This is a genomic window from Paenibacillus sp. T2-29 (assembly GCF_052921365.1).
In genome coordinates, this window is record NZ_JBREVE010000001.1 from 1 (window position 1) to 12,807 (window position 12,807).

The window sequence follows — 12,807 nt, forward strand, 5'->3', positions numbered from 1 at the left end:
GCGGGTTTTCTGCATGGCTGCTGACAAACGCCTCTGCTGTCCAATGGTATGCAGCTTGAATTGAATCAATTGCCTCCGCCTGCGCTTGGTTTAAAATTGCTTTATCCATGTATTTGTCCTCTCTGCCCTTGGGGGCTATATATTTAATCCTCAAAGCGCTCTCCGTAACCATAAGATGGCGCTGGTCTACTGTAGTTGTTCAAGGCATCGGAAATCATATTTGTAAAAACAAGCATTTCTTTATCATCCATAGCTTCCAGCAAACGTACTTCCTTAGCCTTCAAAGTTCGGCCTGCCGCTGAAGTAATCAGTTCAATGACTGGCTTTATGCTCTCCAAGCGTTCTTTTTTCTCGAATTCCACACGTTGCCGCGCCGCCAGTTTACGGTTGTGCTCTTCCCAATCCTGTTCATCGAACCAAAAGTAATCGCCGTATTTATCACGGAATGCAGATATCCAAAATTGAAGAAGTTCTTCATTTATTTGTATTCGATCATGGCAAGGCCAGCAGAGCCGCAGGCCGTTTGTCTTGACTCCTCGTCCTTTTCTCCCGCGCGGATAAACGTGATGAGTAGTCGTGGCTTCGGCGGCTTTGCAACATTCACAGATTCCGTTTGAATCAGCAATCAGTTCCGCAATTACATCCTTCGGGAATTCACCGCGCTCCTTGGTATTAGGCCGTGACTGGTGGTGAGAGAAAATATCTTTCTTCCATTCAGGAACAGGTTTTTTATCATTTTTCCGTTGTCCAAGGCTGCTGTAAGCCTTCTTTTGCTTTGTTTTTTTCTCCGGCTTCCAAAATGTTTGATGGGACATTCCCCTCGCCACCTTTCCGACAATTTAAATTCGTTTTTCCTTTGCTCATGCTTATATTTTGAGCCTAAACCACTACGGCTCCACTACGGATTTTAGAGGTTCAAGTAGCCCTGCTTCTTCCAAAATGGAATAATACTTATATCTTTCTAACGTTGTTACACGCACTTTTTTTATCGTATGTGATGCGTAGAAGGCTACAGCCTGCTGGACCTCGATAGGCTCATCTTCGAGCTTGTTTAAGTCGAGCTTTTTCACAAACTATTCTCCCTTATGCGGCGATTATATTTCTCTTGAAAATCACCCTTTATTTTAGGCGGTAAGGTATCAATTACCTCATTCCAAATGTTTAATAATTCACTGTTAAGTGAAGCGAAATTTTGTATATCCACGTAACGTTCCACCAATGCTGTAGTGAACTCATCCATTTCTTGTTCTGTCATACACCACGCCTCCATTACGTTTTTGGTTCCAGTACAATGTTGCTCTTTTGGATACAGTGTTGCGTAATCGAATCATTCAGCGTAGGAAAAGTTTCCTGAACTGATCTTGGCTTGTGCCAACCTCACCGTATGATCCCGGTGAACGCTCTGAGCTTAATGACCTGTTTATACTCGCTCAAACGAGTTTTTAACTCCTTGACCCATACCGTTAGAAGCATGAACAAAAATTCAAAAACACACCATCCATCCACCCAAATCATCAATCGTTTGAACGTCTTTCTCATAAATAATTACCTCCATTTTTTTATTATGTGGTTACTGCTATACACACCGCCGAGGTGGAATGTACTCCATAGAGGGTAGCTATCCCTAATCGTCAGGCGGTCATAAATAAATTACGTTATTTCGTTTCTTCGTTATTTTATATTCTGATTATAATTACGCTTCTTCGTAATGTCAATACAAAATACGAAATTGCGTAATTTATCACTTTATGTTAAAATCGGCTTAATTGGAGGTGCTGTGCGAGTGTCTACTATTTATATCAAAGTCCAAGAGTTACTCGATGAACGTGGTTGGACTCAAAAATATTTAGCAGAGAAAACGAATCTACGAACTGCTGCTATAAGTGAAATATGCAATAATATGAGGCGTTCTATAAATCGTGACCACTTAGAGAAGATAGCAGATGCTTTCGGTTTAACGGATGCAAATCAATTAATAGAGTTAAGGACGGAGCAAGAGGAGAAATAACCTCTATGCTCCTTTTTATTTGCCCGTTTAAATCGGATTAAGAAGCCTTTCGAGTCGCATAACTTCTTTCTGAAGGTATTGAATCAAATCAGCTGCCTCTTCCAAGGCCATGAGTTTCCAGTCATATGATTGATCTGATACCTGGTCTATGGTGGTTCCATACTTCTTTAGACCTTTCTCATTTTGTTTATCCAGCAATTCTATGATCCGCTGTGTTACTTCCGGACGTTTAATTTCATTTTGAGAGCGCTTCATTTAATTTCCTCCTCCGTTCTCGGTAGAATAAGCGTACCACCGTAATACTCCATCTCTGCCTGATTAGGATCACTCACCGGACCCCAATGGTTATTGGTTTGCATGATACGAACAATATCAGTGGCATATGGTTCGTCTGTGTTAACTACCAGATACGTATTAAGTGGAGGCTTTCCATCCAGAAGCCGCAGCTCCTGAACCTTCCACAAAATACGAGATAGATCACTTTTCTCACGTTCATCAAGGTATTTATTGATATCCTCATTTTTTAATACGGTGAATTTTACTTGCATTCCGGCTAGTCCTGACATTTTTCCTCTCTCCTTCTGCTTGTTTTAAAAGTTTATTGATAGCTCGTTTCCGATCCGCTTTTTCTTTCTTGAACTGCTTGATCGGAATGAATTCCCCTCGTTTTTTTAATGAGTATATCTATGGGTAAAGTCGGATATTTTGCTTGGAATAATTTCAGTTTGACACGGAATGTCGATGTCTCCACACCCTTGATATCTATTACTCGCTGAGTATCGTCCAGATTAGTGACCAGAAAATCAGCAATGTAGGTGACTTTTGGTTTCTCCTGTAGTATAAATACAGGGTGGCACTTGAAGTCTTTGATTTCTCCATACTTGCGCTGACGAAGGAGTTCTTGGCAATACTCTCCCTCTGCTTTGCTATCAAAGAGTGTGCCTATCACATCTAATTCGTACCTTTTTACAATCCATTCCTCGAATAGTGTTCCATCGGCTGTAACAATCACTTTTTTGGCATTGTATTTACTCATCTATCCAGCCACCCTATAAGGAAGAACAACGTAGAAACTGGACTCGTCACTCCGAAGAGTGAGAGGCTTTAAAGAACCAGTGTACCCGAGTGTAATTACATCGTTTTCTAAGACCTTCAATGCATCCAGCACATATTTTGCATTCAACGTCAGGTTGAAATTTTCTCCGTTGAAGCTGATTGGTGTTATGCTTTCTGTTGCCTTACCCGTTTCCTTTCCCTTACCTCGAATGTTAATTTCTTTTTCTGTAACTGAGAATGTAACAGCGTTGTTTTTTTCTTCTTTCGCCAATGTAAAAATAAGCTCCAATGATTCAATCAGTTCTTTCCGATTCACTTGTATTTCGGTAACTGCTTTAATAGCCATAGCATGGGTTGTATCAGGGTAAATCCCTTCTAGAACACGAGAATAAAATATAAATCTATCTGTTCGTGCGAACGCATATATTACTTCTCCGCCAGAAGACTTGGAAAAACCGAATTCTACTTCATCGTTGTCATTTACGATCTTCTGTAACTCAATTATTCCTCTAGCTTCAATAACAGCCGTGCCGATATTTCCAATATCAAATTCTCTTTCGGCATGGGCCAGTCGGTGTCGGTTCGTTGCCACCATTTGAATTTTCCCGGTCTGAAGGATAACGTTTACCCCTGTAATTATAGGCAATGATTTTCCATCTATATCTGCCGCGAAAACTGTCTTTTTGATCAGATTTTTTAAGTCTTTTCCCTTAATCTCTACAAACTCATTTTCATTTATCTCTGGAGGAGCAGGATATTCTTCTGGAGGCATTCCAGTAATCTCAATTTCCTTATTCCGTGACTTTATGGTGACTTGATTCCCATTTTTAACTTGCAGTTCTATTTTCCCATTGATCTTTTGAAGAATATCCAATAGAACTTTAGGCAGTGCCGCCGAACCAGTCTCTTTGATGTCTATGTTTTCCTCGACAAATGATTGGATAGTTGCTCGGTCATCGGTACCAGTAACAGTAAGCCTGTCCTTCGTGGCTTCGATCAAAAAACAGCTCAATATAGGGATTATTACTTTTGTTGAAATTGCCTTGCTGGCATCTTCTAAAGCCTCAGCTAATAGAGCGCTGTCCACTACTATATTCATATGGTCCGTCCTCCTTTACCGTGTCCTTCTTGGCATTTGGGTTACATTCTGGGCATGGACCTAGTATCATCATGGAGCCAATGAAACTGTATGCAACCTTTGTGTCTCCGCATGCTCTACACATACCGTTAATCCCTCCGTCTATTTCTACCACCCACCGGTAGTATCTTTACAAATGGTTCTATTCGCTCAAAGATCCGGGCCGCTTTTTTGTCATTCTGTTTCTGTTCGCTCGGCTTGCTGTCTTTCACATTCACCAAATGCTGTTTCAGCTCACTCATGGTTAAATTCGATGTGTAGATCGTCGTTAGGCGTTCCATCCGCCGCTGAAGTATTGGTCCCAGGACTTCATCCCTTGTCCAAGTCGTTAATGACTCGGCCCCGATATCGTCCAATATCAACACAGGAACAGTTCTCAAAGCATCAAGTTTGCTTTCAACAGTCTCTGTCTTTGAGCCAATTGCATCCTTGACCTCCAGTAGAAAATCAGGAACATAGACCATCAGTACGCTTACGTCACGCTTAGCCAACTCTTGGGCAATGGCTCCAACAATACGACTTTTGCCTACACCCATTTGACCGTAAAAGTACAAACCTTTTGTTGTTTCACCTGGTACAAATTCATCACAAAAGTTTATTGCCGCCGCAATTGCAGATATCCGCTGCGGGTCAGGTTCAATGTCTTCGAAGGTGGCATTCAGGATATGAGCCGGGATATAATGGCTCTTGATCCTCTGACCTATTCCTTGTTCTCTTTCGTGAGCGACCAACAATGGGCATTTCCGAAGTCGGAAGACCAGTTCGTCAGCTTTGGTCGGGTTAGGCTCCGCAACGCTTGCATGCCCCTTCTGTTCGTTCTGGCAAGCAAGCAACCCTGGACACTCGTTGCATTTATCGCAATAGGATATATGCTGTGACAAATCTCTATATCGTTTTGGTTCGGTCAGATCCTCGGTTCGGTCAGGAAATTCACTTTTTAATCGCTGAACCTCAGGATGGTTTGCTAGACGTTCCAGCACCGCAGCCTGCCTTTTAGCAAAACCAGCGGGTATTAATGCCTTTAGTTCTTTGCCGAAGCTCTCCATGTGGCATCAACCTCCCTGTTTAGCCCTTAGTTTTGCAAGCATGCTTTGAATGTCCGACTCGGTGTATTCGCTTGGTGGCACATCTATTTGTGACTCAGGCTTACAAGGCAAAGCACTTTCGGTCCTCTCCCCCTTACCAATATCTTCTCGTAAGGCGTGTAAGGAGAAAATAATAGTCGCACAGTAACTCAGACTACGTATCCCATCGCGCTTATGCTTAGGTTTAAATTTGTCAAAGGACTGATCAATTCCGTCCAAAGCGGTTTGAAGCGGTACACCAGCGGCTAGCAATTCATCAATGCTCGTTTCGTCGGCTGATGTAATGTATAATCCTTTCCCCCTGCGCTGTAGGTACTTGTTGGCAACGGCGTTGTGATAGTCAATATCCGAAGATGATATTTCATTCTGTTCAGAGTCAGTATCTGTTTCAGAAGTGGCAGGAACGGTACCTTGCCGGGAAGACGGTATCCCCTCATCTTTGGAATTGATATCATTATCAGGCGTTAAACAACAACTACTGTCTTTAATATTGTCTTTAAACATGTCTTTAGGAGTGCCTTCATCCTTACTCCCACAAGGGTTTTCATCCTCTTTGACTTCCACTTTTCGTAAGTCGCCACTTACACTTTTCGTAACTCCTGACTTACACTTTTCGTAACTTCCCACTCCATCACCCGCCTGTTTACTTACACTTTTCGTAACTTTATATACGGAAAGATTTATTGAAATAAGTTCTTTGAATTTTTCCTCGTTCCATTCTTTAACGAGACTTACACGCCATTCATCATAATTTTTATTTAAAGAATAAATTTGCTTACCGTCCCACTCTATTACTTTGCACTGCTTCAGATAGGTAATTTCCTTCTTAGCGTCCTGTATACGTACACCACACAGCTCAAAATTAGTTAGTAGAGGAATTGTTGCACTTTTCTTCTGGCATCCGTAGGAAAGCCGCAAAATGAGTTTTAATATCTTTTGCTGCCTCTCAGTAAACTTTCGGCTTATGATCTCATCCCAAATGCTGTTGGCTATTCCTATGAACCCATCTTTTAATTGGGGACTTACCACTCACCTCACCCCGGAACTTTCTGAATACTATCTAGTCCCACTGGCGGGGCTTCCAAACTCCGCCAGCAGCACCTTTAGGCTGTATTTTAAAGAGTTTATTACCTGGTCATTACTTTCTACAGCGTTATGCCATCGTACTTTATCCGCCTCGGCATCAGCTTCTTGAATACGAAGGTCTATGACTGCTAATTCGGCCCGTTGTTCCTTATTCTTATCAGCAGCTATATACGCCTCTGCAAATGCACGTTTTCTCTTTGCGTAGATGTATTTGTACTCCCTCACCGCTTCTGCGGCTTTGCGTCCAAGCAATACCTGAACCTCGGTAAGCAATTCTATCTTTCGAGCCAGCGTTGCCGGATAATCATGGCTGCATTGATCCGCAAGACTATAAAGCTCTCCGAGCGTATATTGTTTTTGTAGAGACAACGCAGCCACTCCTTTGCCCTCTATTAATATTCTTCGCCGAAATAAGTATCAACTTCGTCTTCATCCACGATAACCTTGGCTCCAGTAGCGAAAATTTGGAACATCAATTTTTCGAAATGATAAAACGATGTCATAATCTCTTTGTTGTTGGAGAGGTTATGACCATCAATTTTAGAGTCATAGACGCGTCCTTCTTTATCTAAGTGGAGTTGATACTTATAACTGTACCTTGATTTTTCAGAACGCCACGATTCTCTGTTTTCGCTTTCTGGATCAAAATAGATGTGTCGATACCCGTCCTCATTGCCTTCCAAAATGAAAGATATTTCTTCGCCATCTCGTTCATGGCCATCATTCTCATCTTTCTTCATTGCTTCAATCAATTCAGACAACTTGTATTCAGGTTTAATACCGACAAGCATTTGTTCCATGTTTTCTTTAATTTTTTGAACACCTTGAATATGGAGAGCGGCATTCAACTGAGATTTAACTTCATTCATAACCATAAGATTGTATCCGCCTATACCCAATTTTCTCATATCAATTTGCAACTGCTCTTTTACATGATTTTCTAACTCTTTACGGAAATCTCCGTAAGTGCCGAAATACTCTTCTACCACTTTTTTGATAGTAGTCTCAAGTTGCTTTTTAATGACTTCCTCAACAAATCCGTCTTTTTGAATTGTTTGCATCGCATCATTTACCAAATTATTTAAATTCATATTATTACGCTCCTATTTTCAATTTTTAAATTACGTGATATACTTCCGTTGAATTGTTTGTTAAATGATCGTGTTGGTAGCACGATTGTTTGTCAGGGCTTCTCTGTCTTTTCTTTTGCGGTATAACCTACGGCAATAGTAATTACAGAAAAGTCCTTCTTCATTTGGAATGGGGTGTTTCTGACCTTCGAATATCTCTTTACCACAATGATTGCAGCAACCTATTCCTTTACCGGATATCTTGTATCCTGATTCCTTAGGAGCCTCTAGCCCTTCATATTCTTCATTCTTGAACCGCTCCAACTCATTTAATTGGGCAGTAAGCAGATCTATTTGGGCATGAATTTCGTCATTCGGTAATCCAAATTTAACAGCGTCAATGCTGTCCTCATATAACTCACGTAATTGCGCTCTAAGTACCCTAGATTGTTTATGATCGTCCAACTCTCTCAGCTCCATATCTCCGCTTCAAGTTCGGATATTTTATCTTTTAATCGTTTTTCTTGTTCTTTCAAAGGATTCATTTTTTTGATGCACACATGATTAGGCCATAGACTATCCGTAATTGCATATTGAGTTTTATATATGGCTTGAAGTTTTTGCTCAGTAAGTTCTTTTTCCTTTTGAAGAGCAATTTTTTTCTTATCTTGCTCGGTTAACTCTAGCAGTTCCAAATCCACTGAATGCTGGCAATTCAAGAATCGATGAACTTTCAGCACAGCAAATATAAGAGACTCAGCTTCGTTTTCTATAAAGAACTTATCCCCTTCGTCATTTACAACAGGAATCGGATAAATCATTTTTAATGAATTGCTCATACTCCCTTTTTCCTGCGGATATTACGGACGATAATGGCATGCTGTAAAGGGTTATTGAACCACAACCGAGCCAACTCTGGAAGAGTCATAACCAATCTCTCCTTTAGATATAGTCTTCTGGACGAAAATCTTGGACAAAGTAAATTGCATCGGCGTAATCTATACGCCGGATGTGGCTGTACCTTGCTACGCTGAACATGATTTTCAGCTTGCTCCAGATCATTCGCCGATATTTACCGACCGTCTCATTAAACTTTCCGTCAGTTTCCTGGTAACGGTCTTTCGTGAGTGCATTGGATCTTATTCTTACTGCATCCTGTAACTGATAGCATTCAGCATCTGTAAGCGTCACGCTATCCCGAACCTCCTGAACCATCATCTGAACTTCTTCCACTTTCTCGGTTATATCCAATTGCATTTGCTTGATACCGTCCACAAGGCCACGAATTGCCATGCCTTGAGCCTCTGTAAGTTGCATTTGCTTTTCGACAACAGACAAGAAATCAGGCTGTTGATTAGGGTTAATTAATGTCATTTCTCTACCGCCCTTCTACCATTTACGGCTGGTCGAATCTGTTCAACAAAGGCTTCCAGCATGTCCAAGCTTTCGGACAACCGCTTCTTTTCAGAACTACTTGAACTACCTATTGCACCCAGCATGAATGAAGTAATTCCGACCTTTTGTAGAAACTGCTTTACATGGATGCTGACTTGAATCGTATTGCTATCAGCCTCAAAGCGAAGTTTCTTCATCTGAGCTGCTGCCTGCTGTTCATCGAAATCGTCCGGTTGCTGGAGCTTGATAGTCTCAAGTTCTTCCTTAGCTCTTTGATAGCCACCTCGCAACTGTTCTATTTTAAGACGCTCAGCCTCCAAATCTTCTTTGAGCTTGCCTTTCCAGTATTCGTCGCGTTGCTTGAGCTGCGCTTCTGCCTCTTTTTCCTTTTGGCGAATGAATATGCTTGTCTCTTCCTCGTGACGTTCAACAGCTGCATGTACAGCCTCGTCAACCTGATCAGCCGGAACAGCATCCTTGTACTGCCTTTGTAACTCAAGCTTGTCCAGCTCTGCTTGCTCGGCTCTCTCCTCGGCTTCACGGACAGCGGCCTCCAACCGAGCTTTTGTCTCCACAAACGCTTTGTGAGTGCTAATCAATCCCTCATCAAGCTGCTGGATAATCTCCGGTGTAGCATTCTCAGCTATGAATTTCGCCTTGTCATACTGCCTACCGGAACCAAAGCCTGCTTGATCCGCTACAATATCCCGAACTTGTCCGGTAGGTTGGTCAGGAAAATTTTCCGTACCTCCAGACATGCGCTCTTTGGCCTTCAAACGTTCAACCTCTTCAAGTCGCCGCGCCCATTCTACTCGCTCGGAAAAAGTGAACTCCTTACGATGTTCATTCTCGGAAATCTCAAGCTGAAGTTGATGCTCAAAATCCTTGATTTCCATAACTCTTACCGTCACTTCTGAGCGTCCAAGGAACTGGTGCGCTCTCAACCGCCGCTCTCCAGCAATCAACTGATAATCCGGTGTTACTACAATAGGGTTAATGAGTCCATTCTGTTTAATATCTCGAGCCAGTTCTTCTATCCCGCCAAAATCCTTACGGATTCGATTACTGACTTTGATCATGTTTATATCTATTTGCAAGTTTTTTCTCCTTTCTTTAATGAGTTATCTTTAAGAGTGGAAGAATTATCGTTGATCCAAGTGAAAACATGATCTCTTGGATATCTTGCTCTTATTTGCTTGAACTTCGGAAATGTTGGAATATCTACGATTTTATTCACTGCCGAAAGCTCAACTTGTAGAATTTCTTTAAGGTTATTTTTGGTGAGCAATGTGGGGAAGCTGTATTTTTTTCTTCCTTCTTCCACTCCTAACTCATAAGCCTTCTTAACAAGTTCCTGTACATACTTATCGATCTCAGGAATATGAACATTCATTGTCGTTTCCATTTAATCATTCCTTCTCATTATTGTTTTTCTAAATGTCCAGCTCTTATCATTAAATCTTCATAACTTAAGTCCAAAGCGTATGAAAATTTTTTTATTGTATCTGGTTTAGGCGTTCCTCTCTTTCCAGTTTCAATTCTTGAAATTTGAGCAATACTAATTCCAGATAATTCTGACAACTCAATTAGGTTTAGACCTTTCTTTTTTCTGCGGTTTTTTAAATACACACCTAAAGTATTGGTCATTGAAAAGCCCCTCTCTTTCCCTACAGGCAAATAATACTACTTCTTTTCCTTTTGGTAAAATTTATTTATCGCCGTTTTCCAGTATAAAATTAGCTAATACGCTTAATTTCATCTGTTTCCTTAATAATCCTAACTAAATATTTACCTCTAGGTAAAATGGTGTTATTATGTTACCAATAAGAAAAAAGGTGGAGTTGTAGTGTCAAACGAACTTGGCATTTGGATTAAGCATGTACGTGATAGCAAGGGGCTAACATTAACGGATGTTTCAAAAATATCGGGGATAAGTATCGCCCAATTGTCAAGAATTGAGACGGGTAAACGAAATGTACCAAAACCTGATACGTTAAAGAAAATTTCTTCAGCTTTAGATATATCCTTTAATGAATTAATGATAATTGCTGGACACATCGACGTGAATGATGATGATGTATTAATCAAGATTGATGATCATGATTCGAATCTTTACCTTGACGAAAAAATTAAACAGGTAGCACGTTTACTTGTAGATGAAAACGGTAATTTTTTATCATTCCTTCATAAAGAATTGTATACAATTTTTAGTTCGATTGAGATTAATGATGAAACTAGCGCTTTTTACGAATTATATAAGAAAGGTTTAGTTGAATATGAAAACGATCCTGACACTCTTATAGAACTCACTCAAGATACTTTTAATTTAGTGTGCAACTTCGCTATTCTGAAAGATGTTATTTTAGAAAAATTAAATTTCGAACAAAAAGAATCGATTTTAAATGAGTTAACAAAGATATCTAAACGACATAATTTATCGAAATCTTCAAACTCAATTGAAGATGCTGCCAAGAAAATTTCATTAAACGATACTAAAGATTTAGAAAAATTCCTTAATCAACCTGAAATAAAGTTTAACGGAAAGTTAATAACAAATGAGTTGAAACAACGAATCTTAGGATATGCTGAAGCATTAATTGACCAAGAGAAAAAAGACCTCAAAAATGATTTCTAACGTTAAACAAAAAATCACTTCTACTTTTTAGGTTTATAGCTGAAAAGCTATTTCCTATACAAATAAAACCGAACATACATTCTAGAAAGGAGGATATATGGTTATTTTCTCAATCTATTAAGAGGAGAGTTTTAGTATGGCATCGTTTAAAAAATACAAAACAAAGACAAAAGGAACACTCTGGATGTTTAAAATTGATACCGGAGTCGATCCCAAAACAGGGAAGAGGACAAATACAACACGAAGAGGATTTGCTTCTAAATCCGAAGCTAAGTTGGCCGCTGATGAATTAGAGGTTCATTTACAAGATGGAACATTGATAAATGAGAGTAAAAACATTTTAATTAGTACATTTCTTGAAGACTGGGTAGAAATATATAAGAGAAAGACTGTAAGAAATAACACTTATAAACAACATAAAAATAATATAAAAAACCATCTAGTTCCAAACTTAGGATTCGAAAAAGTCACTAAATTAACCAATGCTCAATATCAAAATTTCATTAATGAAATGATTTCAAAACGTAGTAAAAGAACTGTTGAGATTATTCATACAACCATGTTGAGTGCTATGTATAAAGCTGTGGAATTAGAAGTAATTAAAAAAAATCCTTGTTCCAAAATTACTATACCTGATCCAAATATCAATAAACTTAAATCACCTGATACTTTGAAATACCTTACGAAAAAAGAAGTGTTTGATTTTTTAAATGCTGCCTTTGTAGACAATTGGAAATACTACATTTTTTTCAAAACTCTGATTGAAACTGGTCTAAGGAAGGGGGAAGCTCTCGCTTTGCAAAGAGATGATGTAAACATTGATGAAAAAAGGATTATAGTAAACAAAACATTAGTATATGATGAAATGAAATATGAAAATATTTTTTCTCCACCAAAAACAAACGCTTCAAACAGAAAAATCCTTATAACGGAAAATTTATCAAGAGAGCTGAAAAGCCACATAGTAAAACAAAAAGAAGACGAATTGCAACTTGATCAAGTAGACAGGAATGATTTTGGATTAGTTTTTAATCGGGGCGACGGACTACCATTTGCGAAATCAACTTTGCAACGGGCTTTTAAAAGGATATGCAAAAACGCAGGCATAGATAAGAGCATCACAATCCATGGACTAAGACATACTCACGCTGTTCTGATGCTGGAATCGGGAGCTAGTATGAAAGAGGTCCAAGAAAGATTAGGTCATGCATCTATAGAAGTCACTGCCGACATTTATGCTCATATTACTGAATTTATTGAGGTACGTAGCATAGATAATTATGCAGCTTATATGAACTATCCCCAAATCAATTAGTCGCGGTCAAAATCGCGGT

At 39.6% G+C, this 12,807-nt stretch carries 21 protein-coding genes; 3 read left to right on the forward strand and 18 right to left on the reverse strand.

Features of this window, described 5'->3' with window-relative positions; all coding sequences use genetic code 11:
- Positions 1 to 143: 143 nt before the first annotated feature.
- From ACU1JV_RS00005 to ACU1JV_RS00020, 4 genes are all read right to left on the reverse strand, one after another.
- Complete coding sequence (locus ACU1JV_RS00005) at positions 144 to 815, reverse strand: HNH endonuclease (RefSeq protein WP_413986311.1); 672 nt, start codon at positions 813 to 815, stop codon at positions 144 to 146.
- A 72-nt stretch (positions 816 to 887) separates the two neighbouring features.
- Complete coding sequence (locus ACU1JV_RS00010; RefSeq protein WP_413986312.1) at positions 888 to 1,070, reverse strand: hypothetical protein; 183 nt, start codon at positions 1,068 to 1,070, stop codon at positions 888 to 890.
- Positions 1,067 to 1,255, reverse strand: a complete 189-nt coding sequence (locus ACU1JV_RS00015) for a hypothetical protein (RefSeq protein WP_413986313.1) — start codon at positions 1,253 to 1,255, stop codon at positions 1,067 to 1,069. Before ACU1JV_RS00015 ends, ACU1JV_RS00010 begins: the two co-directional genes overlap by 4 nt.
- A 122-nt stretch (positions 1,256 to 1,377) precedes the next feature.
- Positions 1,378 to 1,539 carry a hypothetical protein gene (locus ACU1JV_RS00020; protein ID WP_170973171.1) on the reverse strand — a complete coding sequence of 54 codons (162 nt, stop codon included), beginning with the start codon at positions 1,537 to 1,539 and terminating at the stop codon, positions 1,378 to 1,380.
- Between the two features lie 244 nt (positions 1,540 to 1,783).
- Here ACU1JV_RS00020 and ACU1JV_RS00025 point away from each other — a divergent pair, with 244 nt between their 5' ends.
- Positions 1,784 to 2,008, forward strand: coding sequence for a helix-turn-helix domain-containing protein (locus ACU1JV_RS00025; protein WP_137078698.1), 225 nt, complete (start codon positions 1,784 to 1,786; stop codon positions 2,006 to 2,008).
- A 27-nt stretch (positions 2,009 to 2,035) separates the two neighbouring features.
- Here ACU1JV_RS00025 and ACU1JV_RS00030 read toward each other — a convergent pair whose 3' ends face one another.
- From ACU1JV_RS00030 to ACU1JV_RS00095, 14 genes are all read right to left on the reverse strand, one after another.
- Entirely contained in the window at positions 2,036 to 2,263 is a 228-nt protein-coding gene (locus tag ACU1JV_RS00030; protein WP_137078699.1) for a hypothetical protein, read from the reverse strand.
- Positions 2,260 to 2,574: a hypothetical protein gene (locus tag ACU1JV_RS00035; RefSeq protein WP_014599950.1), complete on the reverse strand. Its 315-nt coding sequence runs from the start codon at positions 2,572 to 2,574 to the stop codon at positions 2,260 to 2,262. Before ACU1JV_RS00035 ends, ACU1JV_RS00030 begins: the two co-directional genes overlap by 4 nt.
- A gap of 32 nt (positions 2,575 to 2,606) precedes the next feature.
- Positions 2,607 to 3,044 carry a DUF1064 domain-containing protein gene (locus ACU1JV_RS00040; protein WP_413986314.1) on the reverse strand — a complete coding sequence of 146 codons (438 nt, stop codon included), beginning with the start codon at positions 3,042 to 3,044 and terminating at the stop codon, positions 2,607 to 2,609.
- Positions 3,045 to 4,163 carry a DNA polymerase III subunit beta gene (gene dnaN / locus ACU1JV_RS00045; protein WP_413986315.1) on the reverse strand — a complete coding sequence of 373 codons (1,119 nt, stop codon included), beginning with the start codon at positions 4,161 to 4,163 and terminating at the stop codon, positions 3,045 to 3,047.
- 128 nt (positions 4,164 to 4,291) lie between these two features.
- Complete coding sequence (gene dnaI / locus ACU1JV_RS00050) at positions 4,292 to 5,248, reverse strand: primosomal protein DnaI (protein WP_413986316.1); 957 nt, start codon at positions 5,246 to 5,248, stop codon at positions 4,292 to 4,294.
- Positions 5,249 to 5,254: 6 nt separating this feature from the next.
- Positions 5,255 to 6,316: a replication protein gene (locus ACU1JV_RS00055; RefSeq protein ID WP_413986317.1), complete on the reverse strand. Its 1,062-nt coding sequence runs from the start codon at positions 6,314 to 6,316 to the stop codon at positions 5,255 to 5,257.
- A 27-nt stretch (positions 6,317 to 6,343) separates the two neighbouring features.
- The gene (locus ACU1JV_RS00060) at positions 6,344 to 6,751 is read right to left on the reverse strand and encodes a hypothetical protein (RefSeq protein ID WP_226887763.1); all 408 of its coding nucleotides are present in this window, start codon (positions 6,749 to 6,751) and stop codon (positions 6,344 to 6,346) included.
- Between the two features lie 14 nt (positions 6,752 to 6,765).
- Positions 6,766 to 7,464, reverse strand: coding sequence for a hypothetical protein (locus ACU1JV_RS00065; RefSeq protein ID WP_413986318.1), 699 nt, complete (start codon positions 7,462 to 7,464; stop codon positions 6,766 to 6,768).
- A 60-nt stretch (positions 7,465 to 7,524) separates the two neighbouring features.
- Positions 7,525 to 7,908: a hypothetical protein gene (locus tag ACU1JV_RS00070; RefSeq protein WP_413986319.1), complete on the reverse strand. Its 384-nt coding sequence runs from the start codon at positions 7,906 to 7,908 to the stop codon at positions 7,525 to 7,527.
- A 5-nt stretch (positions 7,909 to 7,913) separates the two neighbouring features.
- Positions 7,914 to 8,282 (reverse strand): hypothetical protein, encoded by a 369-nt coding sequence (locus tag ACU1JV_RS00075; RefSeq protein ID WP_413986320.1) that lies wholly within the window; start codon positions 8,280 to 8,282, stop codon positions 7,914 to 7,916.
- 103 nt (positions 8,283 to 8,385) lie between these two features.
- Positions 8,386 to 8,817, reverse strand: coding sequence for an ORF6C domain-containing protein (locus ACU1JV_RS00080; RefSeq protein ID WP_413986321.1), 432 nt, complete (start codon positions 8,815 to 8,817; stop codon positions 8,386 to 8,388).
- Positions 8,814 to 9,935: a ParB N-terminal domain-containing protein gene (locus ACU1JV_RS00085; RefSeq protein WP_413986322.1), complete on the reverse strand. Its 1,122-nt coding sequence runs from the start codon at positions 9,933 to 9,935 to the stop codon at positions 8,814 to 8,816. Before ACU1JV_RS00085 ends, ACU1JV_RS00080 begins: the two co-directional genes overlap by 4 nt.
- Positions 9,926 to 10,243, reverse strand: a complete 318-nt coding sequence (locus ACU1JV_RS00090) for a hypothetical protein (RefSeq protein ID WP_103048824.1) — start codon at positions 10,241 to 10,243, stop codon at positions 9,926 to 9,928. The genes ACU1JV_RS00085 and ACU1JV_RS00090 overlap by 10 nt, the downstream gene beginning before the upstream one ends.
- Positions 10,244 to 10,260: 17 nt before the next feature.
- Positions 10,261 to 10,485, reverse strand: a complete 225-nt coding sequence (locus tag ACU1JV_RS00095; protein ID WP_103048823.1) for a helix-turn-helix domain-containing protein — start codon at positions 10,483 to 10,485, stop codon at positions 10,261 to 10,263.
- Positions 10,486 to 10,684: 199 nt separating this feature from the next.
- Here ACU1JV_RS00095 and ACU1JV_RS00100 point away from each other — a divergent pair, with 199 nt between their 5' ends.
- Complete coding sequence (locus ACU1JV_RS00100; protein WP_103048822.1) at positions 10,685 to 11,473, forward strand: helix-turn-helix domain-containing protein; 789 nt, start codon at positions 10,685 to 10,687, stop codon at positions 11,471 to 11,473.
- A 136-nt stretch (positions 11,474 to 11,609) separates the two neighbouring features.
- The gene (locus tag ACU1JV_RS00105; RefSeq protein WP_340958721.1) at positions 11,610 to 12,788 is read left to right on the forward strand and encodes a site-specific integrase; all 1,179 of its coding nucleotides are present in this window, start codon (positions 11,610 to 11,612) and stop codon (positions 12,786 to 12,788) included.
- Positions 12,789 to 12,807 lie beyond the last annotated feature (19 nt).